Annotated in this window: 19 protein-coding genes; 4 read left to right on the plus strand and 15 right to left on the minus strand. The window is 53.5% G+C overall.

What is annotated here, in order from left to right; genetic code table 11:
* Positions 1 to 148: 148 nt before the first annotated feature.
* Both CQ011_RS04320 and dinB read right to left on the minus strand, forming a co-directional pair.
* Entirely contained in the window at positions 149 to 535 is a 387-nt protein-coding gene (locus CQ011_RS04320) for an SCO2097 family morphological protein (RefSeq protein WP_096257139.1), read from the minus strand.
* A gap of 182 nt (positions 536 to 717) precedes the next feature.
* Entirely contained in the window at positions 718 to 1,896 is a 1,179-nt protein-coding gene (gene dinB, locus CQ011_RS04325; RefSeq protein ID WP_181147990.1) for a DNA polymerase IV, read from the minus strand.
* Positions 1,897 to 2,092: 196 nt separating this feature from the next.
* Between dinB and CQ011_RS04330 the strand changes: the two genes are divergently transcribed.
* On the plus strand, positions 2,093 to 3,151 hold the full coding sequence (locus CQ011_RS04330; protein ID WP_105676096.1) for a polyprenyl synthetase family protein: 1,059 nt from the start codon (positions 2,093 to 2,095) through the stop codon (positions 3,149 to 3,151).
* Between the two features lie 208 nt (positions 3,152 to 3,359).
* Here CQ011_RS04330 and CQ011_RS04335 read toward each other — a convergent pair whose 3' ends face one another.
* Positions 3,360 to 3,713 (minus strand): Rv2175c family DNA-binding protein, encoded by a 354-nt coding sequence (locus tag CQ011_RS04335; RefSeq protein ID WP_096257140.1) that lies wholly within the window; start codon positions 3,711 to 3,713, stop codon positions 3,360 to 3,362.
* Positions 3,714 to 3,915: 202 nt separating this feature from the next.
* On the opposite strand from CQ011_RS04335, the gene CQ011_RS04340 reads away from it, so the two are divergent.
* Positions 3,916 to 5,634 carry a LysM peptidoglycan-binding domain-containing protein gene (locus CQ011_RS04340; RefSeq protein WP_096257141.1) on the plus strand — a complete coding sequence of 573 codons (1,719 nt, stop codon included), beginning with the start codon at positions 3,916 to 3,918 and terminating at the stop codon, positions 5,632 to 5,634.
* Between the two features lie 66 nt (positions 5,635 to 5,700).
* Here CQ011_RS04340 and CQ011_RS04345 read toward each other — a convergent pair whose 3' ends face one another.
* From CQ011_RS04345 to CQ011_RS04365, 5 genes are all read right to left on the minus strand, one after another.
* Positions 5,701 to 7,197: a sensor histidine kinase gene (locus tag CQ011_RS04345; protein WP_105675077.1), complete on the minus strand. Its 1,497-nt coding sequence runs from the start codon at positions 7,195 to 7,197 to the stop codon at positions 5,701 to 5,703.
* A 9-nt stretch (positions 7,198 to 7,206) separates the two neighbouring features.
* Entirely contained in the window at positions 7,207 to 12,012 is a 4,806-nt protein-coding gene (locus CQ011_RS04350; protein WP_286161088.1) for an NAD-glutamate dehydrogenase, read from the minus strand.
* A 120-nt stretch (positions 12,013 to 12,132) separates the two neighbouring features.
* The gene (locus CQ011_RS04355) at positions 12,133 to 13,371 is read right to left on the minus strand and encodes a CpaE/TadZ family protein (RefSeq protein ID WP_105675081.1); all 1,239 of its coding nucleotides are present in this window, start codon (positions 13,369 to 13,371) and stop codon (positions 12,133 to 12,135) included.
* Positions 13,368 to 14,033: a hypothetical protein gene (locus tag CQ011_RS04360; protein WP_105675083.1), complete on the minus strand. Its 666-nt coding sequence runs from the start codon at positions 14,031 to 14,033 to the stop codon at positions 13,368 to 13,370. Before CQ011_RS04360 ends, CQ011_RS04355 begins: the two co-directional genes overlap by 4 nt.
* 88 nt (positions 14,034 to 14,121) lie before the next feature.
* Complete coding sequence (locus CQ011_RS04365; protein WP_105675085.1) at positions 14,122 to 14,673, minus strand: hypothetical protein; 552 nt, start codon at positions 14,671 to 14,673, stop codon at positions 14,122 to 14,124.
* A gap of 289 nt (positions 14,674 to 14,962) precedes the next feature.
* Between CQ011_RS04365 and CQ011_RS04370 the strand changes: the two genes are divergently transcribed.
* Both CQ011_RS04370 and CQ011_RS04375 read left to right on the plus strand, forming a co-directional pair.
* The gene (locus tag CQ011_RS04370) at positions 14,963 to 15,523 is read left to right on the plus strand and encodes a LysM peptidoglycan-binding domain-containing protein (RefSeq protein ID WP_181147991.1); all 561 of its coding nucleotides are present in this window, start codon (positions 14,963 to 14,965) and stop codon (positions 15,521 to 15,523) included.
* Between the two features lie 151 nt (positions 15,524 to 15,674).
* Positions 15,675 to 16,052, plus strand: coding sequence for an Rv3235 family protein (locus CQ011_RS04375; RefSeq protein ID WP_181147992.1), 378 nt, complete (start codon positions 15,675 to 15,677; stop codon positions 16,050 to 16,052).
* Here the strand turns inward: CQ011_RS04375 and secA are convergent.
* From secA to mtrA, 7 genes are all read right to left on the minus strand, one after another.
* Positions 16,049 to 18,712, minus strand: a complete 2,664-nt coding sequence (gene secA / locus CQ011_RS04380; RefSeq protein ID WP_105675091.1) for a preprotein translocase subunit SecA — start codon at positions 18,710 to 18,712, stop codon at positions 16,049 to 16,051. The two genes, CQ011_RS04375 and secA, sit on opposite strands and share 4 nt — an antisense overlap.
* Before the next feature lie 133 nt (positions 18,713 to 18,845).
* Positions 18,846 to 20,000 (minus strand): winged helix-turn-helix domain-containing protein, encoded by a 1,155-nt coding sequence (locus CQ011_RS04385; RefSeq protein ID WP_353616159.1) that lies wholly within the window; start codon positions 19,998 to 20,000, stop codon positions 18,846 to 18,848.
* Between the two features lie 38 nt (positions 20,001 to 20,038).
* Positions 20,039 to 20,737 (minus strand): ribosome hibernation-promoting factor, HPF/YfiA family, encoded by a 699-nt coding sequence (gene hpf / locus CQ011_RS04390; RefSeq protein ID WP_105675095.1) that lies wholly within the window; start codon positions 20,735 to 20,737, stop codon positions 20,039 to 20,041.
* A gap of 173 nt (positions 20,738 to 20,910) precedes the next feature.
* Positions 20,911 to 21,696, minus strand: coding sequence for a ComF family protein (locus tag CQ011_RS04395; protein WP_105675097.1), 786 nt, complete (start codon positions 21,694 to 21,696; stop codon positions 20,911 to 20,913).
* Positions 21,697 to 21,753: 57 nt separating this feature from the next.
* Positions 21,754 to 23,457, minus strand: a complete 1,704-nt coding sequence (locus CQ011_RS04400) for an LpqB family beta-propeller domain-containing protein (RefSeq protein ID WP_105675099.1) — start codon at positions 23,455 to 23,457, stop codon at positions 21,754 to 21,756.
* Complete coding sequence (gene mtrB, locus CQ011_RS04405) at positions 23,457 to 25,271, minus strand: MtrAB system histidine kinase MtrB (protein WP_105675101.1); 1,815 nt, start codon at positions 25,269 to 25,271, stop codon at positions 23,457 to 23,459. Before mtrB ends, CQ011_RS04400 begins: the two co-directional genes overlap by 1 nt.
* On the minus strand, positions 25,268 to 25,948 hold the full coding sequence (mtrA, locus tag CQ011_RS04410) for an MtrAB system response regulator MtrA (protein WP_096257154.1): 681 nt from the start codon (positions 25,946 to 25,948) through the stop codon (positions 25,268 to 25,270). Before mtrA ends, mtrB begins: the two co-directional genes overlap by 4 nt.
* Positions 25,949 to 25,982: the final 34 nt, after the last annotated feature.

Genomic DNA, 25,982 nt, shown 5'->3' on the forward strand with positions numbered 1-25,982 from the left:
GGGGCGGGGAGGAAAGTGGGGGTGGGCAAATAACCCCTAAAACCCGTTACCTAGGAATCTGCCGAGAATTGTCCCGGCGCCTGTTAATGTCAATTAAAAGAAAAAAGAGGTGCAACCCCACAAAGGGTTACACCTCGAAAACAAAAATCTATCCGTCGGACTGGTCCCGCTTACGCTGGTTCCATTTCTCTTCCAAACCGCTCATGAACGGCGAATTTCCTGATCCCGATGGCTTGGAATTGGCCGGAGCTTTGATGCCACCGACTTTTCCTTCCGCCGATTTAGCAAGGGCCAGAAGAACGCCAGCGAACATGGCTGCGAATCCGATAACACCGACAATGATCAGCTGCTGGGAAATTCCAAAGATGAGACCACCGAGTCCCACGATGACCAGGAGCGCACCAAGCGCAATGTTGCGCGTTGAAAGACGACCAGTACTTGCTGGAGCCTTCATGCTGGAAGCGAAGCGACGATCCTCGTGCAGTTGCTTCTCCAACTGCTCCAATAGACGTTGCTCATGCTCTGATAGGGGCATCGCCTTCTCCTTCCAATCACTTCCGTAGCGGTCCACCACCGCCTACAGGTATAACGCACAACCACTTGGAATCGTTCCCAATCGGTATTTGCTACCTACTTATTAGGATAGTCTCTTTTGCCGCTCCCCTGCTAGTTGATCTTCAGCACTTTCAGGCAACTCCATCATTGTGAGTGGCAGACCTATTTTTCTTTAGGGCGCAAGAACCGAGCTGGAGACAAACCGAAGCCAGGAAAACGTTGGCTTATTTCGTCAGCAACTCTTTCAGCTTCACGGGTTTTGCCTTCTATAGGGTCCAGACTCAACTGTATTCCCAGTTCAGGATCGCTTAGCCTTTCCGCTTTGACACCCACCAGCCTGACGGACTGAGATAGCGGAGTCATGCGGCGCAACAGTTCGACGGCATGTTGACTTATAGTCGCCGAGGAGTCTGTCGGTACCGTCATAGCCCTACTTCGAGTCACTCCGGTAAAGTCCTGATACTTCAGTTTTAGCCCCACCCCTGACGCGGCCTTTCCAGAGGCCCTTAGGCGCTGTCCAAGCCGGTGGCCCAACCTCAGCAGCTCCTCCTCCAGCACCTCGACATCTTTCACATCACCAGCAAAAGTATGCTCAGCTGAGATACTTTTCTCCTGCCGGGTAGTTTGCACTTGACGGTTATCGATACCGTGGGCCAGCAGATGCAAAGAACGTCCATGTTCTCCAAAGCGTTGGATCATTCGGGATTGTGGCTCGGTGGCCAACTGCTCGATGGTTTCAATTCCCAGCGCGTGCAATTGTTCCCCGGTTTTCTTTCCCACTCCCCACATCGCTGACACCGGGAGCTGATACAAAAATTCTGTAGTTCGCTCTGGAGCGACGACAATGAGGCCATCGGGCTTCGCATGCGTCGAGGCGAGCTTTGCCACGAACTTGTTTCTCGCAATGCCCACGCTCGCAGGAAGATGCAGTTCTTCTGCCACATGCGCACGGATCTTATGTGCGATTGCTACCGGCCCACCATGCAATCGCATACTTCCAGTCACATCTAAGAAAGCTTCGTCGATACTTACCTGTTCGACCAGCGGCGTAATGGTCTCAAAATAGTTCATAATCTGTGCCGAAACTTCGGTATACACGCTATGTCGAGGTTCAATGATCGTGGCCTGAGGCATCAAGGCTATGGCTTGGCTCATTGGCATGGCCGAACGGACCCCACGTGCGCGACAATCATAGGAAGCCGAAAGTACTACGCTACGACCGCCAGGGAATCCCACGATGACTGGTTCGTTAAGTAGCTCTGGTCGGTCGCGAAGCTCTACCGATACGAAAAACGCATCCATATCCACGTGCAAAATTGCGCGATTTTCCAGATCTGCCATATCCCTAGTCTAATGAGCGACCCGACGGTTCTGCGGACCACGAACAATCCTGAGAAGTCCGCCGATCCAGTCTCCGTGAGCGCGGTACAAAGATGACTGTAGAGTTGACAGTATCCGTTAGTAGTTCACGCTTAGAAAATGGTTTTTCATGTCCTCGCTTGAACCTCTGTCAGCTCTGATATCCAAAGCTGAACAGATGAGTCGTACTTATACCGATGCGGTCGCCAAGCTTCTGGAACAATTCTTGTCTTCAAAAGGTGACGAAGTTGCTCAGATTACCTCCAGCGCCACTGAAATTGTCAGCAGCATCCAAGACTTAGTACGTGGCGGTAAACGCCTGCGTCCGCTCTTTGCATACTGGGGATACCTCGGTGCGGGAGGAAATCCAGATGACGAGAATATCGTTCGTTTAGGCGTTTCTCTGGAGCTCTTTCAGGGTGCAGCCCTGATCCACGACGACATCATTGACAACTCCGACACTCGTCGCGGACAGCCAAGCGTTCACAAGAGATTTGAAGCGCAGCACTCATCACTCGGTCTAACCGGTGACGCCGCCGCTTATGGAATGGCAAGCGCCATCCTAACTGGCGACCTATGCCTGTCTCTGAGTGAAGAAGTATTTGCGGAGATTGATGGGCTCAATTCAGCGACTCGATCCATTTTTAATAGGATGCGACTGCAAGTCATGGCCGGGCAGTACCTCGACGTCCTGGAAGAGTCAGCCGGCTCTGCCTATGATCCGGCAGAAGCCGTGAAGCGCGCTCGAACTATCGTGCGCTTTAAGTCTGCAAAGTACTCGACAGAGAACCCGTTTTTATTAGGTGGGGCATTAGCTAATGCCGGTGCAGAATTGCTAGAAAACTATAGCGCGTTTGCATTGCCGCTAGGTGAAGCCTTCCAACTTCGCGACGATGTTCTTGGCGTCTTCGGTGACCCTTCAGTGACTGGGAAACCAGCGGGAGACGATTTGCGTGAAGGTAAACGTACCGAATTGATCGCCCATGCGTTGGCAAAGTCCGCCCCAGCGGAACGAGACTTCATCCAAGACCGCCTCGGCGCCTCCGATATGAGCGACGTTGAAGTAGAGAAGATGAGCACAATTTTGAAAAGCTCGGGAGCCCTTGTGGAAACCGAAGCGAGTATTAGCGAACTGACGGAGCAGTCTCTTACCGCACTCAAACGCATCACCGCTGCGGACTTGTCGCTGGCAGGGATGCATTACCTCAGCGACATCGTCACCAAACGCAGTAAGTAAACAACCTTAAATTCATACGCATTTGGCAGTGGCCGACCACGAACTTCTTGTTCGTAGTCGGCCACTGCTATTTCCAGCTTCGTTTGCCGGGCACCGTCGATGTGTTTTCGCAAATACCCCAGCACGAACTAAGGTCCCGAACATGTGGTTATCAACAACACGTTCGAGACCTAAGTTTTATGAAATCTTTACGATTAGTTCTGCTCAATTACCAAGCTAGAGCTTGAGCCCTGCGTCGGATTTCTGTCTTGCGCCCAGTACGAAGGGCATTCATTGGAGTCCCTGGAAGCGATTCGTCTTCGGTGAATAGCCACGTGATGGCTTCTTCATCCGAGTACGCAGCATCCAGCAGGACTGACAACGTTCCCTTAAGACTTTCCACGACTGCACCATCAAGAACGAAGTCAGCGGGGATTGACCGCACGTTTCGCTCTCCGATTCGCACAGAGATAATGGCTCGTTCATCGAGTAACCGGTGTATTGCCCGGATATCGACATCAAGAATTTCGGCTAAGTCCGGAAGAGTCAGCCACTGGCCAACGGTTTTTTGAAGTTCATTCACCTCTTAAGGTTCCCACAAAAAGGTAAACCGTGCAGAAACTTCTTCCCGACTCGCCACAATGGTTTCCTTGCGCCCCACTAGTAGTGTAAATTTTCATGTATCACTTTGATAACAATTTCAACACGAACCACATTGGCCCCGTTGCCAACGAGGACGTGCGAACGAAGTTGTTACCTACTCCACTGATTTGAGGATTCACTCCATGCCCCACGAATCGAGCAATGCAGCTAAGCATGCGCTAGGCGTCGTAGCTGGCGCCGCTATACCTGCCGCGGTGATCGGCAGTCTGGCGTTAGCTCCAGCGGTACACGCGGCACCTGTTTCAGTTCCACAGAGCCCGAGCGTGCTTGCACCTAAAAGCGTCTCGCCAGCAAGTCTAAAAATTGCTGAAAGCCAAATCAAAGCTCACTTACTCGCTTCACGAGTTTCAACTCTTGGTCTGCCTGCGCAGCGCAGCACCAAGGAAATTAAAGTTGAACCGGGAGCTTCCTTGTGGAGCATCGCCAAGGAATACAACACTTCGATCTCCGAACTAAAGAAGATCAACAATCTCAAGAATGATGTGATTGTCGCCGGGAAGACGCTCAAAGTCCCTGGCAATGCGTCATCCTCGAAGAAAAAGTCTGCTCCGCAAACCCAGCAGAGTTCTTCTTACACCGTGCAGAACGGCGACACCCTAGGTGGTATCGCTGCCAAGCACGATATGAGCCTGTCTAGCCTGTTGAGCAAGAACGACATTTCTGCCAGCACTTTGATCTTCCCTGGCGATAAGCTCACCGTTGCAGGGAGCTCTAAATCATCTGCGCCAAAGAAAGATTCGCAGCGCAATAGCTCGAACTCGGGTCAGGCAACATATACCGTCAAGGACGGCGATACTCTCGGAGCCATTGCAGTCAAGCACAATATGAGCCTGTCGACTCTGCTTAGCAAAAACAATCTCTCAGCTTCGAAGTCGATTTTCCCCGGTGATAAGCTCACCGTTTCTGGCAAGTCAACAAGCAACAACTCAGACTCTAAGTCGAGCTCCCCTAAATCAACATCGGGTTCCTCGACCTACACGGTCAAGAGTGGCGATACCCTCGGGGGAATCGCAGTAAAGCACGATATGAGCCTGTCGACCTTGCTCAGCAAGAACAACATTAGCTCCGGTAAGCACATCTTCCCAGGCGATAAGCTCGTTGTTTCAGGCGGTTCCTCGGAATCGAAAAACACCGAAAAGAAGAGCTCACCGAAGAAGTCGGGCAACGCAACTTACACTGTCAAGAGTGGTGACACCCTCGGCGGCATCGCCGGTCAGCACGATATGAAGCTGTCTGCGCTGCTGAACTTGAACCCTCAGGTAAGCTCGCAGACTGCGCTGAAGATCGGTGAAAAACTTCGAGTCTCAGGTTCTTCGGTATCGCCTAATGGAAACATTGAAAAGAAGAAGGACCGTAAGATCGGTAATTCTTTCTTGGGCCGCACCTACCCAGATGCCACCGTGAACAGTGCCAACGAGAATAAGAATTACCTCGATTCCGTCTCGGTCCCAAGCCGCGACGAGATGAAAGCAATAATTCGTTCCACTGCGAACAGCATGGGAGTAGACCCGTCGCTCGCAATGGCACACGCCATGCAGGAGTCTGGCTTCGACATGCGTGCTGTATCCCCTGCTAACGCCCTTGGCACCATGCAGGTCATTCCAAGTACCGGCGAGTGGATGTCATCTCGTCTAGGACGCGATCTGAACCTTCTGAAGCCTCAGGACAACGTCGCAGCCGGTGTTGCTACGATTCGTTTCAACTTGGATAACACCAACAGCCTGGATGAAGCAATCGCATCCTACTACCAGGGCTTAGGTGGAGTTCGAAAGTACGGGATGTTCGAAGACACCAAGCGCTACGTTGCTAGCGTCAAATCTTTGATGAAGCAGTACAGCTAGACATAAGAAAATGCGGGTAGGTTCCTTTCGGAACTTACCCGCATTTTTTGTGCTCAGCCAAATTGTTTAGACACTATGATGATCTCTGCGATGTCGATGTAATGGCATCTCAATGACGACCTTGGTCCCTTGCGGTTCCGACTGCATCCACTGGATTTCACCAGATAATTCGCTAGTGACCAATGTGCGGACGATCTGTAGGCCCAAGCCTTCACGCCGTGGACCTGCCGGCAAACCATGCCCGTCATCCTGGATCACAACTCGTAGCCAGTCTTTACCATCGTGTCCGCTGTAGCGGTTAGCTAGCAGCCCGACCTCACCATCACGGTTCGCTAACCCGTGTTCAACCGCGTTTGTCACCAGCTCGTTGATGACCAGCGACAATGGAGTGGCTAAATCGGCGTCCAGCATCCCGAATTCACCTTCACGCCGGGTTGCTACACGCTGGCCGGGCGAGGCAATTTCGACGATCAGCCTGAATTGACGATCCATAAGATCATCAAATTTTACGGTTTCGTTCAGACCCTTAGATAGGAAGTCGTGTACCGAGGCGATGGTCGAGACACGACGCATTGCTTGTTCAAGGCCTTGTTTACCCTCGTCGGAGCTCATACGACGTGACTGCATACGCAGTAGGGCGGCAACCGTTTGCAAATTATTCTTCACCCGGTGGTGAATTTCGCGAATGGTGGCGTCCTTGGTGACGAGTTCTTTCTCCCGACGCCTAAGTTCGGTGACGTCTCGGCACAATACCAAGGCACCCCAACGTTTGGAATCATCACGAAGTGGAATGGCACGCAACGAGAGCGTCACTCCGGAGAACTCTACTTCGGTACGCCACGGCATTTTCCCTTGGAGTACTAAGGGCAAAGTTTCATCGACTACACGACGGTCACTAACCAGTGCCATCGTCAGATCTGCTAACGGTTGTCCTTGGAGCACTTCGGCTGCTCCCAAACGGCGGAAGGCCGACACAGCATTGGGGCTCGCATACTCCACCACACCGTCGACATTTAGTCGGATAAACCCGTCGCCCACTCGCGGCGCACCGCGACGCGACCCAGTGGGGCTTGCAAAATCGGGCCACAGACCACGAGTGCCCATGGTCAATAGGTCATCGGCGCTCTGCCGGTACACCAGTTCAAGATTTGAGGGGGTTCGAGCTTGATTTGGATCGAAGTGTGAAGTGATCACCGCAACCGATCGATGCTGACGCACCAATGGGATCGCTTGGACCGAGGTCAGGCCGGAGATCAGTTCTGCGCTTGGTTGCTCGGCAGATTTCTGCACCTTTTGGCTTTCCCAAGCCTGATCAACCATCATTCGCAGATCCTTGCGGATCCGTTCGCCCACAAAGTCGGTATGGAATACCGTGTGGGACGTTGACGGTCTTACGTGCGCGAGAGCCACGTAAGAACCGTCCCCGGTGGGGAACCAGAGAACCAAGTCTGCGAATGCTAGATCCGAGATTAGTTGCCAGTCCCCCACCAGTAGGTGCAGCCAGTCCTCATCACCGGGCCCGAGATTTGCGCGTTGACGTTGTTGCTCGGTAATGAGGGCCATTAGCGGGTGTTACCTCCGGACGATGGAACGCAGAAGGCGAAGGGCTACAGACAGCGACGCCATGTCGTCGCGTCCGAGGCTGTTTACTTCAGCAAACATTGTCTTCGCACGATCAAGGTTAGCCGCGTTTGCCTCTTCCCAGGCCGCAACACGCTCTGCCGGGTCGGCAATCTGTGCGCCGTTATCCAACACATTGCCTGTGAGGTCCACAAGCGTCGTGTACAGATCATCACGCATTGCCGCACGAGCCAAGGCCTGCCAGCGGTCTGAACGAGGCAACTTGGTGATTCGGTTCAGCAAATCATCGGCACCAAATTCGTTGTAAAGCACGAAGTAGGTCTCAGCGATCTGCTGCGCTGAATACTCTGAGCGACCCACTAGATCGGCAATATCTAGCAACGTGTAGGACTCAAACTGCGAGGCCCACATGCTGGCCCGATGCTCATCGATTCCATTGCTGACGGCGTCTAGCTGCCATTCGGTGTATCGCTCAAGATCCGAGCCCACAAGGAAGGTCGGCAAGCTTTTACGCAGCTGGCTGACAATCGGCTCGTAGGTGTGCACGATGTCATCTACCGGCTGCTGCTGATCGACGCGGTTGATGAACCAACGGGTCGTACGATCGAGCAGACGGCGCATGTCATGGTGCTGACGTCCCCAGTATTCGACGTCCGTGCCGGCCCGCTGGACGTTGATCGCAGCGAACTGACGGTCGAAGCCGTATACATCGCGCAGTGCGGTGAACATCTTTGCGATCTGGACCTCATTGGCACCAGTCTCTTCCATGGCACGGAAGACATAGGTGACGCCACCGATATTGATCATGTCGTTGGCGACAACCGTCGCAATGATTTCACGACGCAACGGGTGCGTCTCCAACTGGTCCCCAAAACGCTCAACGAGCTGTTCTGGGAAGTAGCGGCGCAACGTTGCAACGTAGTACGGATCATCTGCCAGGTCTGATTCGGCTAACGCGTGGGCGAGCTGAATTTTAGCGTAGGCGGCGAGCACCGAAATTTCTGGTGCAGTCATTACTCCACCGGAGTTCTTGCGCTCTTCGAGTTCCTCGTTATTTGGAAGGAATTCCAATTCACGATTCAGATCCGCGTGCTCCTCCAACCACTGCATGAGTCGTTCGTAAGCTGGAGCCCAAACTTTCGCTGCATGCTTCTCGTTGAGTAGCAATACGTTCTGATCGAAGTTGGTCTGCAAGACCAGGTCGCCTACGTTGTCGGTCATGGACAAGAGGAACTCGCTTCGTTCCTCAGCGGTCAGCTGGCCGGCCTTGATCTGGCGATCAACGAAGATCTTGATATTCACTTCGCGGTCAGAGGTGTCAACACCAGCCGAGTTATCAATCGCGTCGGTGTTGAGCACAACACCATTTTGCGCGGCTTCGATACGGCCAAGTTGGGTCATACCAAGGTTTCCGCCCTCACCGATAACCTTGACTCGGATGTCTCGTCCATCAACGCGGATCGCGTCGTTTGCACGGTCTCCAACCTGCCCATGAGTTTCGGCGCTAGATTTCACATACGTGCCGATACCGCCGTTATACAACAAGTCGGCCGGGGCCGACAAGATGGCCTTGAGCAATTCGTTAGGGCTCATCTTGGTCACCGAAGCGTCCAAGCCAAGAACTTCACGAACCTGTGCGTTGATTGGGACCGATTTCAGGCTGCGGGAGTAGACCCCGCCACCCTCGGAGAGCAAGTCCTTATTGTAATCAGCCCAGCTAGAGCGAGGTAGATCGTACAAGCGCTGACGCTCGACAAAAGCTGCCTCTGGCTCAGGATTTGGATCCAAGAAAATATCGCGGTGGTCAAAGGCTGCCACCAGCTTCACCGTGCGGGTTCGCAGTAGGCCATTGCCAAAAACGTCACCGGACATGTCGCCCACGCCTACGGCGGTGAATTCTTCACTCTGTGTGTCTACACCCAGCTCGAAGAAGTGACGCTTGACCGATTCCCATGCACCACGAGCGGTAATTCCCATGCCCTTGTGGTCATAGCCCACCGACCCGCCGGAGGCGAACGCGTCGCCTAACCAGTGGCCCTTATCTTGCGAGATCGAGTTTGCGATATCGGAGAAGCTTGCAGTTCCCTTATCCGCTGCGACAACAAGATATGTATCGTCACCGTCGCGACGCACTACATTCTCCGGGTACGCAACGTGTTCTCCGTTTTCATCGGTGATCAAGTTGTCCGTCAGGTCCAACAAGGTTTTGATGAAGATTCGGTAGGAAGCTTTGCCTTCTTCCATCCACGCTGCACGGTCCACGGCAGGATTAGGCAGTTGCTTAGCGTAGAAACCACCCTTGGCACCGGTTGGAACTATGACTGAGTTCTTTACCATCTGTGCCTTGACCAGCCCCAGCACTTCGGTGCGGAAGTCTTCTCGACGATCCGACCAGCGCAGGCCGCCACGTGCCACCGCGCCGAATCGGAAATGAACGCCTTCTACACGCGGCGAGTAAACCCACATTTCGTGTTTTGGACGTGGGAATGGTGCGAAGTCAATTTCTTCTGGAGCCAACTTGAAAGCGAGCGCCACACCATCAGTGAAGTAGTTGGTGCGCTTGGTTGCTTCGATGACCTTTACGAACCGACGAAGAAGGGTGTCGGCGTCCAGAGTCGGTACGTTCTCCAGTGCTTCGGTGATCTGCGCATGTGCTTGGTCGCGTGCCGAAGTCGAAGCCTCAGCGGACAAGGAAGGATCAAAGGTTGCCTGGAACAGTGCAACGATTCCGTGAGTTACCGCGGAATTGTTCACCAGAGTCGAAGCAATGAACCCCGTGGAGTTCGAGACGCCCAGCTGCAACAGGTAGTGAGCGTAGGCGCGAAGCATCGCCACTTCTTGCCAGGTGAGGCCTTCTCGCAGTACTAGTGCGTTTAGCTTGTCCGATTCAGCTGCCGAACGAACCACTGCCGAATATGCGTCGGCAAGTTTGCCTTCGATGGCAGAGAAATCAACGTCGGGATCAACCTGCAAGCCCATGTCATAGATATAGCGTTCCCCCAGACCGTCTGGGCTCAACTCGAATGGTCGTTCGTCGACGACATCCAGTCCCAGGTCTTGAAGCACAGGCAGGATACGCGAGAGCAGCAATGGACGATCAACAAAGATCTTCATGCGCTTGGTGACCGGAGAGCTCTCATCAAAAGGTGCGTCGTAGAACGAAACTACCGGACCCTGATGCTCCGGGGCATTCAACTCGGTGAGCAAGTCGATGTCGGCCAGTGCGTCTTCAATTTCGAATTGCACCTTGTAGGCCTCGGGGAAAGCACCGGCCCAAGCATTTGCCAGCTGGTTAGCGTCTCCCGAAGAAAGGCTCAGACGTGCGGTGTCGGTGATCGCATCGCTCCACGAACGAACAGCCTTAGCGATACGGTCTTCCAGCGCCTTACGGTCCACGACCGGGGCAAGCCCGTGGTGCTGCAGGCGCAGGCGGTAGAAGAGACGAACCAGCGCACCGGCACCAAGTTGTGCCTCGTATTCGGTGGATACCGGGTTGAAGCTTGAGGCAAGTTCCTTTTCAATACGCTGACGCACATCGGTAGAGAACCTGTCACGAGGCAGGTACACCATTGCGGTCACAAAACGCCCGTAGGAGTCGGTGCGTAAGAATACCGAGGTGCGTCGGCGTTCCTGCAGTCGCAGAATACCCAAAGCTATCTCGGTTAGCTCTTCAATCGAAATCTGGAATAGCTCATCGCGAGGGTACGCTTCCAGAATCGTGACAATGTCCTTGCCCGAGTGTGAATCGCCAGCAAAGCCAGTGTTTTTTAGTACTGCCTCAACCTTTTCACGAACCACCGGTACGGACTTAACGCTTGAGGTATAAACCTTCGAAGCGAAGAGGCCGATGAAACGACGTTCACCGTTGACCTCACCGTTAGCATCAAAGCTCTTCACACCCACATAATCGAGGTAGACCCCGCGGTGCACTGTGGAGCGTGAGTTGGCTTTGGTAATGATCAAAGCGCTCTTATCGCGGGCCATGGCACGTCCGCGTTTAGTCAAATGCTGTGGACCCTGATTCTCCACTTCACGCATCAGACCTAGACCGCTGCCTTCTCGGGCAACCAGAACATCTTCACCGTGCTCGGTGCTGAGATCGTAATGGCGGTATCCCAAGAAGGTGAAGCGGCCATCAGACATCCAGTTCAGCAGCTCAACGGCCTGATCTAGTTGCGCGATGTCCCCCGCATTAGCGGTCTGTGGCAACGTCGCAGCGATTTCTTTGGCACGATCAAGCATGGCTGGCCAGTCTTGGAATGAGATACGCACATCCGACAAAACCTTATTAAGGTTTTCGACGATGGTCGCGGCCTCTTCGTCGCTCAGGTCACGAGCGACCTCCACCGAGATCCACGATTCAACCTTGGTGTGCGTATCAAGTGAGGTCAGCGCGCTGAGGTCTGACAGTGCGGCAGTATCTCCACTGGCAACGTGCTGTAGTCCTGAGTGTGTCAGCTTCTTGATGAATCCGCTTTCGCGGTCACGCGAGACCACGAATGTCGGGTGAACAACTAGCTGGATAGGCGCCGAAAGACGAACCAGTTCCGCGGTGACGGAGTCAACCAGAAAGGGCATGTCATCGGTGACGATATGTACCACCGAAACGCCGTTGTTGCGGGTGATAGATACGTTAGCTGTGTCAACGTCACGGCCATATCCAATTTCTAGGTGTGCAGCCACACGCGCTTCAAGTTCATCGGGCGTATACGCCGCAACGTCCTCTTGCGCTGTTTGGCCATAGTACTCGCTCACCAACTGCGTGGTGAGTGTCGCATCCATAAATGATTCTGACATGTTGGATTCCGACGAGTTCAAGTGAACGCCTCCAAGAACGAAATTCTTATCAATCCGCGTCTTTGCGGATCTCCGATGTAATCCACACTACCGTGTTTTCGTTTGGTCAAGTTCATGCCTTTAGCCAAATCGACGACTCAACCGTTTCTTCCTCTTATCCAAAGATTTAATGCCCACCAAACCCTTGATTTCAGTACGCAATGCACTTTTAGGGGCGATTTCAGCCAAAGGTGATCCAGCAAGCAACGCGGCGTTACAGCTCACGATGTCCTGTGGAAGATAACCGGCAATAGTATGACGCGGTCCAAAACGGTCCCATGCCTCCAAAAGACGGCGTTTGGGACTGTGACCAGTATTGGCAGTGCCGAGCTTGTTGAAAAGAATTTGAAGATCAACACCTGGTATTTGTTCTTCAAACTCATCGATGGCTCGAAGTGCGCGAGGAATTCCCACGCTATCGGCAGCAACAACCATGAACACTTCATCGGAGCTACGCAGCATTTCTACGGTTACCGCATTGCGTTGGGGTGCTTGCGTGTCAAAGCTGAGTTGCTCGTCTAATTCGATGGGAGAGGCCACGTCCAGCACCACCAGATCATGATGTTCGCGAAGCACTTCGGTGGCACGGCGTAATGCAGACGCACGTACTTCTGGCCACCTGCTTGCACGAGGTAATCCGGTAGCCACTTTGATAACTACCGCGGCAACCTCAACACTAAGACACGTTGCAGCTAAACGGGCTGGTTCTTTGGATCCCGAATCAATGACTCGACACAATTGGGCGATAGACGCAGACTCATCCAACAATCCCAGCTGTATTGAGATCGAGGCGGCAAAAGTATCCGCGTCAAGTATCACCACTGATTGCCCTACCAAGGCTGCTTCGACCGCATAGTTCAAGGCAACGGTGCTTCGCCCTGGCGAACCTGGCGCTCCCCAAAAACACACAATTTTTCCGTTTGTACCATCGGAGTCCGTGCTGTTTGACGCTGCGATCCCAGCATCTGCTCTTACCGGATGGGTCAGTTCACGAAGTGTTCTTAGGACAAGTGGTTCTAATTCAATCATCGAGATGTTTGGTTCAACTTCCAGAAGACCGGTAATCATGTTCTCTGCCCGCGGAGTCTCGTCAAGGAGCACCAACACAGTGTGTAAAGCGGCTATCGCATCAATCTGTTCAACTGGGGGCAAAAGCTCGCGGCCCGACACCAATAGCACGTCGACCGCACCAACAGCACATACTGCGATTGCTTCAGCAATATCTTCACACACGCGCGTCACCATAAGTTCGCCTCGGTAGCCCTCGATTTGGCGCACCACATGCTCATCGTTTCCTAAGACAACAACGGTGATACTCATTGTTGGGTTCCGGCAGGATTGTAGATAACAATAATTCTTGATTCATTTGCTAGCGCTTGGAGCAAAGGTTCAAGGTGGGTCGGCTCAACGAGCAGTTCCAGGTTGGTTCCGGTTTGGTTCACCAGCCCGCCGGCTCTGGCCACCCTGGCAGATACCTCAACCATGCTCGCTAGTTGTTCCGGTACCCCATAGGTTGATCCTGCTTTTTCACGTTGCGCGATCCACACGTCCACAAAACTGCCTGGAGTGATAGCGGGCGTTAGGTCAGCGGGAAGTTCAATATTAATTGGACGGCGCGAGCCTAAGTCATTATGCGTGATCGAAGAGTTCGGGATGAACTCTCCTTCACCAATAAACGTATTGGCGCGTGCCTCACTGATCAATTCCGGGTTCGCTGCTAGATATTGTGTGCCTGACTCACCAAGCTGGACGTTTTCAATCCTGAGGTTTTGAAGCGTTAGCTCCTCCCCTAGTGTGATGTTGGCACCTGCGACATAGACCTCTGTCGTATGGTTCAGCTCGCGGACCAAATATACGGTACCAACCACCGAAGCGACCACCAGTACTGCACCCAGAGCGAGTCGAGGATCCTTCCAAGTAGGGCGTTTGACCCGGGCCGCTGTTGTTGAACGAGATGCGCTACTACTCTGTTCACCAATCATTGTTTATCCTTTGACCGCGCTAGTTGCTTGTTTCGCGAGCCTACGACAACTTGCGCACGCTGTGAACCCTTTGCCGTGAGGGTGTGGATTAAGTCGGCCCGGCGACTTGGAGCCATCCTATGGTTTCCAAAGGCAAAAGTTGATAGCCAGTGATACTGCGATCACGTGCATATTCATCGCGCGGATGAATAGCGATGATGAGGAAGTCTGCGCCTACCTGCGACAATGTTCCTTCGGCAACCAGCTGGCCGCTGACATCGTAAATAACGACTCGTTGCCGATCGCGTAAAACACCGCGAACTACGGCCGCAAATTTTACCGGGGAAAAGCGGCCACCCGGATTCAATTTCATCGATGGCATTCCAAGCGACCGTAATGCTAGCCAGCGAACCAACCACCGCGTCCCGTCGCTTTCCAAACAGAAGTACTCGGCGGCAACCGGTCCGAGTCTCGCATTGAGCTCTACTCCCCCGGTCAGCTTGACGTCCACGGTTGAGCTCTGCATCTCCAACAGCCGGTTGTGCATGCGTTCGGTAGCGCGCTCAACTCTGATACCTTCAGCTACTTCATCGCGTAATTGCGCTGCATGTTGCGCTTCCGCTTGCGCCTCAAGGTCTTCAAAGAAAGATTCCCACCGCATGCGCCAACTGTACGAGAGAAGAGTTTTTTGCGAAACCCTCTTCCTTAAATTCGCTTAAAGTGTCATGATCTATATCTAATGACATCAAATTGCATCTAATTCAACCTAACGAGGCAAAGCAATGATTCGTCACCGGAGGACCTTCGTCATTTGTCTGCTCGTCTCTGCTTGCTCTGTGCTCACCTTTGCAGCGCTCGATTGGGTGCGTTCCGCCCGTCCGCGCTTTGAAGGGAACGGGGATCTCTTGCAAAACTCACTAATTCTTTTTCTCTGCGCCGTAGGCATCTGTGTGTTAACGGGTCTTCTCACCTACGTGACGCTACGCATCGCCGTCTTCGCAGCACGACGCGGACATACCGGACTCTTAGCGCTCTTTTGCCAGATATCCCCCACGCTGACCCGCCGGATCTTGGGCTCGGTTGTAGGCACTAGCTTGGCTTTCGCCTCTACCGGGCTCGCCCAAACCGCAACCTCTGCTATTGCGCAGGTTTCCGCTTCTCCGAGCCAAGAACTTGCCGGATTTTCAGATGACAGATTGGCAGTGAACGCACAACCCAATACGACGGTCCCCACCCCTGGGTGGTTGCCCGGTTCGCTAAGTATTCAGATGAATCGGTTGATGGGTCCGGGAAAAGAACGCGACCGGCCAGTACCCGATAACGAAGTTGTGATCGTTACTTCGGGGCAAACGCTGTGGAGCATTGCCCAACAAATGTTGCGTAGCGGCGAGTCGTCTGCAGAGATCGCCAATTTGTGGCCGCAAATATACGAGATGAATCGCGAGGTGATTGGAGACGATCCCAATATGCTTCAGCTCGGTCTTGAGCTGAAACTGCCCGTTATCGATTAAGGAGGAAACCAAAGTGAGTATTCAATTAGAGACGGTCGCCGAGCCCAGGACTGAACCGGTGAACAGAACTTGCGCCAATGTTCCGATACGTATCGCTTCAGGACATCGTGAGAATAATAGAGCGAGATCGCCCCAACAAATTTCGTTGGCCATGGATCGAATCTTCCGCCGCCCTGCGGTGACTGCCTCGGAACGCAAGACCGTACTCGAACTTTCACACGCTGTATCTCGCGCCGTCTTTGAGATCATCGCCGGCTATCGCTCGGTGGGCCAACTAGCGTTTGTTATGGAACCCGAATGCGTGAAGAAACTTCGTGCCCAAGCGATTTTGCAAACCGGAGGATATACACTTCAACCCGAGCCCGGCACGAGCCATGGGCAGGTTAGGTCGCTACACCTTTGGCCCACACTCTCCGGAGCTTATGAATGTTCGGTAATCGTTGCGTTTAAACACCGCGTCCGCGCCGTAGCTCTCAGAATTGAGCCATGGCACGGACGGTGGCAGATCACAAACGTCGAAATGATTTAGCGGCGCTTGGCTTTCTTGTTTTTCTTGGCTGCCTTAGCAGGATTAGAAGCTTGTTCAGCCTGAGTACTAGCTTCACCGTCTTCGTCGGGCCCAGTGAACTGCAAGTTCTTTGGAGAAGCTGGCGCTTGCACGGGCGCAGGGCCGCTCGTGTTGGCCTCGCTACCGGCAGGAACTTCAAGGTTGAACAACGTTCCGATGCTTTCCTCACGAATGGATTCCATCATGGTCTGGAACATTGTGAAGCCCTCGCGCTGGTACTCAACCAATGGGTCACGCTGTGCCATGGCTCGAAGGCCGATGCCTTCCTTGAGGTAATCCATTTCGTAGAGGTGCTCTTGCCATTTACGCCCAATGGTGGAAAGCACTACACGGCGTTCAAGGTCACGCAGGACCTCGGAGCCAATGGCGTTTTCACGAAGTTCATACTGGTACTTAGCATCGGAAAGAATTTCCGTCTCCAAGAACTTAGGCGTTAGATGCCCCAGGCCATTGACCTCTTCAACAACCTCATCAATGGTCAAACCGATGGGATAGAGCTGCTTGAGGTTTGTCCATAGCTGCTTCAGATCCCAGTCATCAGGATTACCAACCAGAGTTACTTCATTAACCATGGCGGTCACAACATCTTCGAGGAAGTGACCTACCTTCTCATCGATATTGGCACCTTCTAGGATGGCACGACGATCAGCGTAAATTGCTTCACGCTGACGGTTCATCACGTCATCGTATTTCAGCACGTTCTTACGCTGTTCGGCGTTTACGCCTTCAACCTGAGCCTGAGCAGACTCGATTGCCTTAGAAACCATTTTTGATTCGAGTGCCACGTCATCTGGCATCGATGGGTTGTTCATGATGCGTTCGGCCATACCGGAATTAAAGCGTCGCATCAGGTCGTCGGTCATCGACAAGTAGAACCGTGATTCGCCCGGGTCACCCTGACGTCCGGCACGTCCACGAAGCTGATTGTCGATACGACGCGATTCGTGACGCTCGGTACCGAGTACGTAAAGCCCACCGAGTGAGGTGACCTCTTCTGCTTCGCTGGCAACGGTCTTTTTGGCGTTCGCAAAGACCTCGTCCCACAACGTGTTGTACTCTTCGGGATTATTCTCTGGATCGAGTCCGCGACGTTCCATCTCCGCCACGGCGAGGAACTCGGCGTTACCACCGAGCATAATATCGGTACCGCGGCCAGCCATGTTGGTGGAGACGGTAACGCCATTTTTACGACCTGCCATAGCAACTACGGCCGCTTCACGGGCGTGCTGCTTAGCGTTGAGTACCTCGTGGCGGATGCCGCGCTTGGCGAGCAGACGTGAGAGGTACTCACTCTTTTCCACGCTGGTGGTACCAACAAGGATGGGCTGGCCACTTGCGTGACGTTCAGCAATATCCTCGACAACGGCGTCAAATTTAGCAATTTCATTCTTATAGATCAGGTCGGCCTGATCGTTTCGAATAGCCGGGCGGTTAGTGGGGATTTCCACCACGCCGAGCTTGTAAGTGCTCATGAACTCCGCGGCTTCGGTCTGAGCCGTACCGGTCATGCCCGAAATCTTTTCGTACATGCGGAAGTAGTTCTGCAACGTAATGGTTGCCAAGGTCTGGTTTTCAGCCTTGATGCTGACATTTTCCTTGGCCTCGATGGCCTGGTGCATACCTTCGGAATACCGACGACCTTCAAGCGCACGTCCGGTATGTTCATCAACAATCATGACTTCGTCGTTGACGACGACGTAGTCCTTATCTTTTTTGAACAGTTCCCTTGCCTTGATGGCGTTATTCAGGAAACCGATCAGTGGGGTGTTGTTTGACTCGTAGAGGTTGTCGATGCCTAGGTAGTCTTCGACTTTTTCGATGCCTGCTTCGAGCACACCGATGGTGCGCTTCTTCTCATCAACCTCATAGTCGTCATCGCGGTCAAGGCGCTTCACGATTTTAGCGAATTCGGTGTACCAACGGTTGACGTCACCCGAGGCCTGACCCGAAATGATCAGTGGCGTACGCGCCTCGTCAATCAGGATCGAGTCGACCTCATCAACGATGACAAAGTTGTGGCCGCGCTGAACAAGTTCTTCCTTGTTCCAGGCCATGTTGTCGCGCAGGTAGTCAAACCCGAATTCATTGTTTGTACCGTAGGTAATGTCGTTTTCGTACTGCTTACGACGGGCCGCAGGATCCATATTCGACAGGATGCAACCGCAGCTCAAACCGAGGAACCGGAACACTCGTCCCATAAGCTCTGATTGGTATTGCGCGAGGAAGTCATTGGTCGTCACCACGTGGACGCCCTTACCGGTCAGCGCATTGAGGTAAGCCGGTGCTGTCGCAACCAAGGTCTTACCTTCACCGGTACGCATTTCAGCGATATTACCCAGGTGCAATGCGGCGCCGCCCATGAGCTGCACGTCAAAGTGCCGCATGCCAAGGACTCGGTCGGAGGCTTCTCGCACCACGGCAAAAGCTTCCGGAAGCACAGCTTCGAGCTTTTCGCCTTCGGCTAGACGAGCACGGAACTTATCGGTTTCGGCTTTAAGCTCCTCATCCGACATTTCGCGAAATTCGTCTTCCAACGTATTGATCGTGTCGGCGTAAGTTCGAAGAGTCTTTAAAGTCTTCTTGTCGCCGGTACGTAAAATACGTTCTAGCAATGATGCCACGTGGTAGCTCCCAATATCTCAAGCACAGTAAATTCTGGCGTCTTTAGTCTACGTGAGGAAAACAGCACAATCTGCTATTTCCCGGGGCGGTTTGATGTTCTACAAGCGAACAAGAACTGCGCTGACAGCCTGTTCACAGAAAATATTTCACTTCGCCTAAGCCGAGCCAGCGGGCCATCCGCGCAAGTTCAAAATCGAGGGCAGCAGAAACGTCAGTCGGTGCATGACTCTCGTAATGCACTGAATTTACCTGCAATCGCCCTCCCGCGCGGTCCGCTTTGAGATCGACCCTACCAATGAAGCGGTCACCGTAAAGCATTGGAAATACGTAGTAGCCATACCGCCGCTTCTCTTTGGGGACATAGATTTCGACACGATATTCGAAATCAAAAAATAGTTCGAGACGTCGCCGGTTGAAAACCATGGAATCAAATGGGGCCAATAAGCGCAGATCAGGCAGGATATTTCGCTGAATTTTTGTCTCTGGCAACAGATAGCATTGTTCAGTAATGTCCTGAACTTGCACCTTCTGGACTAGTCCTTGCTGTGCTAGAGATTCTAAAGCACTTCCTACTTCCTTTAGCGGGAGTCGGAAGTACTCTGCAATGCAGTGCTTGGTTCCGATCCCCTGGGCCGAAAGGGATTCCAAGACTAGCCTTCGCAGTGCTTGTTCTCTAGCTCTGTTTTCAACATTCTGAAGAGAAGGCAGGACTACTTGTCCTAAAGCGAACAATCGTTCAAATCGTGAGTTTCTGCCTAGTGCGAGAATTTTTCCCTGAGCGAAGAGCGATTCGGTGACAATCTTGGTGTCATTCCAATTCCATCCCCAATGTTCTCGATCTTTCATCGTCGCTACGTCCAGAGCAATACTCAATTCACGAGCACTAGTACCTGGATGTGCTTCGAGGTAGATAAGCACTCGGTCTGCCAACGCTCTGAGCTCACTATCAAAACTCTCAGAACGGTCTACCCAGCGCCGGCGTTGCCACGGTATAAGGTCTGGCACCAGGTCGCTACGCACATAACTTGCCTCATGAGCCCAGTATTCGGTGATTGAACCATGCGGTTGCGACACAAGCGTGTCTAATAGCGTGGTGTCGTAATAACCTAATCTGGCGAACAGTGGAACGTAGTGCGCTCGTTTGACCACATTGATGGAGTCAATCTGTAGTTGCGCAATTCTGCCAAGTGCTCTCTTGAGATGACTCGAGGAGATTCTTGCTTCGGCGCGGGGACGAGACAGACCTTGGGCGGCCAACGCGATTCTGCGGGCTTGAGGTAAGCCCAAAATGCGTTGACCGCCCAGGTCGTTCGAGTTGTTAATGACTAACCCTCGGTTGCCAAAGCCTTATCGCGGTAACCGCGAATTTCGGTTGGCAGTTCGTCGCTTTCACTCAATGACGGGTCAAGGGTGATCACACCGTACTGGTACTGGGTGCGTCCGTAGACTACCGAGTGCGCACCGGATGCTTCATCGATGAACAGGTAGAAAGGGTGCCCAACGAGTTCCATGCGGTCTACTGCATCATCGACGCTCATGACTTCTGCTGGGAAGACCTTGCGACGGATGACAACCGGTGAGTACTCCGCTTCCTTCTCGTTAGCCTGAGCCTCAGCAGTGGCCTGTGCTTCAAGAGTCTCTTCAACCAGCGACTTGCCGCTTTGCACTACGGGCAACGAACTAGTCGCCTCGTGAACAGCGATCGGCGCATGGTTTCCACGATGCACTTTCTTCTTGTCACGTGCCTTGCGCAGTCGTTCAAGGAGCTTTGCGAATGCAATGTCGAATGCCGCAAATTTATCGGCTCCACGGGCTTCGGCACGAATCGCCGGACCCTTGGAAACGACCGTCAATTCGACGCTGAGCGCTGTGCTCTGATTGCGTGCATGTGTTTCCTGGACAACTTTCACATCGATGCGCTGGACCTTACTGGCCAGCTGATCAACTTTCGTGATTTTCTCGTCCACGTACTCACGGAATCGATCCGAAACGGTGATATTACGTCCGCTGTAATTCAGCTCCATGGTGTCCTCCAATAGGGAGTCGGGTGACACAACAGCCCGGGGGTTTCCTCCCCCAAAGGCTGAAGATGGGCCTTCGCTGCATCTGTGATGCAACCCATACTTCACCCTATGCCACTTCCGCCAAGATTCAAGTACCCAACCGCTAGATTTCATATCGCGTTCAGCGAAATCGCTTAGTCCTCTTCGTCGCTAGGGGGCTTCGTATAGGCAAGGACTACCGCACCAACTACGTCATAACCGGCGTGAAAACAGGCAACTGCAGCTTTACGCAAGGTAGCGCCGGTGGTAGTTACATCATCAATGAGGAGGATCGGCTGCCGCGGTTCTGTCGGAATTTCGGCAATCAACGGCGAGTCGCCACCGCGCCTGGCCGCACCCGATTTAGATTTTTGCGCTCCGCTCAAAAGATGCCCGAACCGATAGTGCAACAAGGGCGCCGTTCGAGTGTGCGCGGCCAGAAGGCCCCTGCGCTGCGCCTCCTGCAAGATCACCTGGACCGGACGATAGCCACGAGTACCTATGGCACGCACCGAGCTGGGCATGGGCACCAACAACGTGGGTTGGTCAAATAGTCGAGGAGGGCAAGCAGTGTTAATTGCGGCGGCCAGAAACGGCGCAAAGTCTTGTGCTAAAAAATAGCGTTGCTGATTCTTGAAGGACAAGATCGCGCGGGCCAACTCGTTACGATAAATTCCGGTCGCGCTAACCGGTAGCTGCCATTGAAGACTTGGTAGCTCAACATAAAACTGGAGTTGTTCACCGAGCGGGGGCAAAAATAATTGCTGATGAATCTTACGTCGGCATTCGGGGCACAGCCGAAAATCGACACGCTCGCAAATTGCGCAGCTTGCAGGCAATAGAAGGTTTATCGTTTCGCGCACCGCAAACATCAGCCACCCAATACTGCGCGAATGTACTTGGGTGTCCAGAAAATCCAGTAGGCGTAAGGGAATCGGCATAATTCAAGCATGGTGGTGCTAGGTGCGCATGCAGTGAACTATTGGCGCTTTGTGGACTCAGCCCGGGTAGGCGACGTCTTTGGCATAGTCATCTAACGCATGCCACGAATTACCCACGCGCGTGTAAAGTTCCTCGCTGGTTTCGGCGTACACCGGACGGAGATCGCCGACACCCGAAGTTATACCGGTCATTCCCAAGAGAAGTCCCAAGCGTTCCGAACCATGTTCGAAGGTGAGCTGCTCGGCGGCTACCTGTTCGGTGGTGCTCAGCTTAGCCACGATAATTGACCGGTCTGAGTCCCAGACCGCCGTTGATACCGGGACGGAGGGGTAGACCTTCATTGGTTCATCGCTCAGGCCACGCGGGACGCCATCTGCGTCACGTACAATTCCGGCGATATAGACGGTTGATTCGCTGTCCTCCTCCGCGACAATCAACGCCCTGGCTCCATCGCGGGAGATCGATAGCGAGGTTACTTTCTTACCCTCAAGCCACGACACGCTAATCGGGCGGGGTTCGCCTTGCCCGGCCACATCTTCCGGAACTACTAGTAAGGGATGTTCCGCCGCGTTGTCCGCTGTCCAGGTCCAGCCAGCCACATCAATCGATGGCCGGATCAAGGCCCCGCCTGTAGCGGCCAGCCTGACTCGTCCACTTTCATTGATTGTCATCAACTGAGTGGATTTTCCGTTGAGGAAAGCGTATCTGTTGCCCACTGCTGACATAGCCGGGTTGCGCGGGTGATAAGCCGAGATGTCTGGCACGCCTCCGACGGGAATAATCGAACGTCCCTTGACGTACACCAGCGACTCGTTAGAGATCGCGATGAGTGTGTCTGGAGTACTTGGATTAATTTGCGCGGTAACAAAGTTCGCTGCTGGAGCGCCCAGGGTTACTTCGGTTTCCTCTTGCAACATGCGCACAGTACTGACCGAGGACAAGGCGGTCAGCGTTTGCTCTAGTTGTTGCTGCATCAATTGCTTCGCACGGTCGGAGGATTCCCGAATGCTTTCGGCGCTAAGGTCAACCGTCGCCACACCGTCTTGTACCGGCACTGCTGAACGCACAAGAGTGCTAGCTGGAGAAAAAGCAGAAACTACAGCGTTCTGCAGATAGGGTGCGGGGCCGGCCAGCAGCGCTTCCACCATGGAAGTCGTGGTGCCGGCGCCAGAGGTGAACCACCGGACGTCAGGCACCAAATAGTTGAAACTGGAGTCGTAAAAATAAATAGTCTGGGGCGAGAAAATCTTGCTGAAGGAGCTTGACTCAAGCATGATGCCGTCTGGGGCCTTTGAGATCCGCCATTGGTCTTCGACCTTGGACACTTCAACATCCACCGCACGCGTGGAGTGCTCTGGTTCCTGGGTATAGACGCCCATCGCATCTATTTCGCCTGATATTTCAAGCTGTATCGTATACCGATTGCTGTCTGCCCCGGTCAGCACGTTCATTGCCTCGTAAATCAGGGTGCGGCTATCACCTCGCCAGTCGGCACCCAGTTCGGGAGTCATGAATTCGCGTGAGAGCGCATAATCTTCAAGGACGGAACGCCCGGCCTCAACAAACCCCTCAACGATACGTCGCGCGTCCGATCCCTCAGTGGGGCCTTGCGCGTCGAAGCGGAAGGGCTGGGACTCTTCCTGATTAGACTCGGCCTCGATCTGTTGCACCATCGAATTGCGCGGAATAGTAGCGCAACCGGCGAGTACTAAGAGTCCGGTCAGTATGAGTGCCAGAAGCTGAGGTAGACGTAGGCGCATTATTTACTCTCCCCTTGGCCGTCTGTTGGATCCATAGGTTTGAGGGAAATTTCATCCTCAATCAGAATATCTTCGTCATCCAAAATCAGTGGGGTGTAACCAATCTTTGGCACTTCGCCGGTCAGCGGGAAGGAATCCCCAAGCAATCCAACGATTTCTTCGGTCACGGACGGTTCCAGGGGAAGCGGTGAGGAGGAAATGGAATCGAATTCGGTTCGAGGTAAGGTGAGCCGGAATACCGATCCAACACCCTTCTTTCCCCAGGTTTCCAAACGTCCATCATGCAAGCGAGTGTCTTCCATAGAAATGGAAAGTCCCAGGCCGGATCCGCCCGTGGTGCGAGCGCGAGCCGGATCTGCGCGCCAGAACCGATCAAAAACGTGCTGGCTGGCTTCGGGACTCATACCGATGCCGTAGTCACGCACGGTGACCGCAACGGAAGAGTCATTCTGTCCGATGGTGATATCAATGGGGTTCTGTTCACCATGCTCCACCGCGTTTAACACCAGGTTTCGTACAATGCGCTCCACTCGACGCGGATCAAATTCTGCGACACAGCCCTCCGCCGGGGCGTTAAATCGAATGATCGAACCGTACTCATCAGCGACCGGAGTGGCAATGTCGATCACCTTACGAACGATGACGTTTAAATCAGTAGATTCACGATCAAGCACCGCGACTCCTGCATCGAACCGGGAGACTTCAAGCAGATCGTTGAGCAGGTTCTGGAATCGCTCGATTTGTTCGTACATCAGCTCCGCAGAACGAGAGGTGAGCGGATCAAAGTTCTCACGTGCATCGTGAATCAGCTCGGCTGCCATGCGCACCGTCGTCAGCGGGGTCCGCAATTCATGAGAAACGTCTGAAACAAAACGTTGTTGCATAGCCGAAAGATTATTGAGCGCCGTGATCTGTTCTTGCAGCGACTGCGCCATGTGGTTAAAGGCGGTTCCCAAACGTGCAACTTCGTCTTTACCCGCAACCTTCATTCTGCGATCAAGATCGCCGGCGGCAATACGTTCCGAAACATAAGCGGCATCGGCCACGGGACGAACTACGGTGCGGGAAACAGACCAAGAAATGAACCCAACGACCAACAGGAGCACTAGGCCGGTGAAGACCATGGCACGGTTGATGAATTCTAAGGTGCTTTGCACGCTGGACAAGTCATAAACCAGATAGAGTCCGTATTCACGGCCTGGCGGGATGAGTACCTTAGTGCCGATAATAATCCCGGGTTGCCGTTCAGAGTCCACGCCCAGCTCAATGGAACGCCAGAAAATCCCCGAATTGTTCTGAACGCTTTCGGCAAGATCGTCGGGAACAACGCGAGTTGTCAGGGAGCCTGACGCCGTTGGTCCTACATACAGGTTCTCATCGCCGGCCACCGGAACTGGTTTGAGCACGAAGTCACGGATCACCGTGGCTCCATCGCCTTCAAGCGTGGCCAGTGTCGAGTTGACCAATGACTGGGTAGAGACACGGTCGGTGGTTGATGCCGATTCCAAAATAGAACGCGCCTGGGTCAGGCCACGTTCAGATTCTTTGGAAATCTGGTTGAAGCGTTCGCTGAAAAGCGCAGAGGAAATCTGGTTGGAAAGAAAGGCGCCGGCTGCTAACAGCGCCAATGAGGTAAAGAGCAGGGTGGAAATCACCGTGCGATACATCAAGTGTCGTTGCCAGCGCTGGCGAATCCATTCGATTGGTCGCCGAATCCAGAGCTTCAGGCGCAAGAATGCAGGAGCTACCGGAGGGACTTGGGCACGCGCATCGACCGGCACAATCTCGTTTCCGGTCGTGGCGTGTTCACTCAACTTGCCGTACCAGCCTTGTAACCCACACCACGAATGGTCTGAATGACCTGTGGCTTCTCGGGATCTACCTCAATTTTTGAACGCAAACGCTGCACGTGCACGTTGACCAGACGGGTGTCGGCAGCGTGACGGTAACCCCAGACTGCCTCCAATAGCTGTTCACGGCTAAAGACCTGCCAAGGCTTACGTGCCATGGTGACCAATAGGTCAAATTCCAAAGGAGTTAACGAAACTTGTTTATCCGCGCGGGTCACTCGGTGTCCGGCGACGTCAATGGAGACATCTCCTACGGTCAGGGTTTCTGCCGCATGAGTCTCATTCGGGCGTAGGCGTGCACGGACGCGCGCTACCAGCTCGGCTGGTTTAAATGGCTTGGGTACGTAGTCATCTGCGCCAGACTCTAGTCCGCGCACTACGTCGGCGGTATCTGATTTGGCCGTCAGCATGACTACCGGTACATCAGATTCAGCACGGATCTGCTTGCATACCTCGATGCCGTCAATTCCAGGCAACATCAGGTCCAACAAGACCAGATCTGGATTTGATTCACGGAAGGCTTCCAATGCTCCGGATCCGTCGTAACAGAATGATGCGTCAAAGCCGTCATTCTGTAGGACGATGCCGATCATTTCCGACAGCGCCTCGTCATCGTCGACGACTAAAATCCGAGCCTTCATACAACATCCCCCTGAAACCGAAAGCATTGGCATA

The sequence above is a fragment of the Arthrobacter sp. MYb213 genome (genome assembly GCF_002979915.1).
Taxonomy (GTDB): Bacteria; Actinomycetota; Actinomycetes; order Actinomycetales; family Micrococcaceae; genus Glutamicibacter.

Bases quoted from the DNA above. Each gene is read 5' to 3' on its own strand.
- CQ011_RS04365 (WP_105675085.1), bottom strand. From the start codon at position 14,673: ATGCGGTGGGAATCTTTCTTTGAAGACCTTGAGGCGCAAGCGGAAGCG.
- CQ011_RS04345 (WP_105675077.1), bottom strand. From the start codon at position 7,197: ATGGCCCTCATTACCGAGCAACAACGTCAACGCGCAAATCTCGGGCCC.
- CQ011_RS04330 (WP_105676096.1), top strand. From the start codon at position 2,093: ATGAGTCGTACTTATACCGATGCGGTCGCCAAGCTTCTGGAACAATTC.
- dinB (WP_181147990.1), bottom strand. From the start codon at position 1,896: ATGGCAGATCTGGAAAATCGCGCAATTTTGCACGTGGATATGGATGCG.
- CQ011_RS04360 (WP_105675083.1), bottom strand. From the start codon at position 14,033: ATGATTGGTGAACAGAGTAGTAGCGCATCTCGTTCAACAACAGCGGCC.
- CQ011_RS04340 (WP_096257141.1), top strand. From the start codon at position 3,916: ATGCCCCACGAATCGAGCAATGCAGCTAAGCATGCGCTAGGCGTCGTA.
- CQ011_RS04350 (WP_286161088.1), bottom strand. From the start codon at position 12,012: ATGTCAGAATCATTTATGGATGCGACACTCACCACGCAGTTGGTGAGC.
- mtrA (WP_096257154.1), bottom strand. From the start codon at position 25,948: ATGAAGGCTCGGATTTTAGTCGTCGACGATGACGAGGCGCTGTCGGAA.
- CQ011_RS04400 (WP_105675099.1), bottom strand. From the start codon at position 23,457: ATGCGCCTACGTCTACCTCAGCTTCTGGCACTCATACTGACCGGACTC.
- CQ011_RS04320 (WP_096257139.1), bottom strand. From the start codon at position 535: ATGCCCCTATCAGAGCATGAGCAACGTCTATTGGAGCAGTTGGAGAAG.
- CQ011_RS04375 (WP_181147992.1), top strand. From the start codon at position 15,675: ATGGATCGAATCTTCCGCCGCCCTGCGGTGACTGCCTCGGAACGCAAG.
- CQ011_RS04395 (WP_105675097.1), bottom strand. From the start codon at position 21,696: ATGCCGATTCCCTTACGCCTACTGGATTTTCTGGACACCCAAGTACAT.
- CQ011_RS04355 (WP_105675081.1), bottom strand. From the start codon at position 13,371: ATGAGTATCACCGTTGTTGTCTTAGGAAACGATGAGCATGTGGTGCGC.
- hpf (WP_105675095.1), bottom strand. From the start codon at position 20,737: ATGGAGCTGAATTACAGCGGACGTAATATCACCGTTTCGGATCGATTC.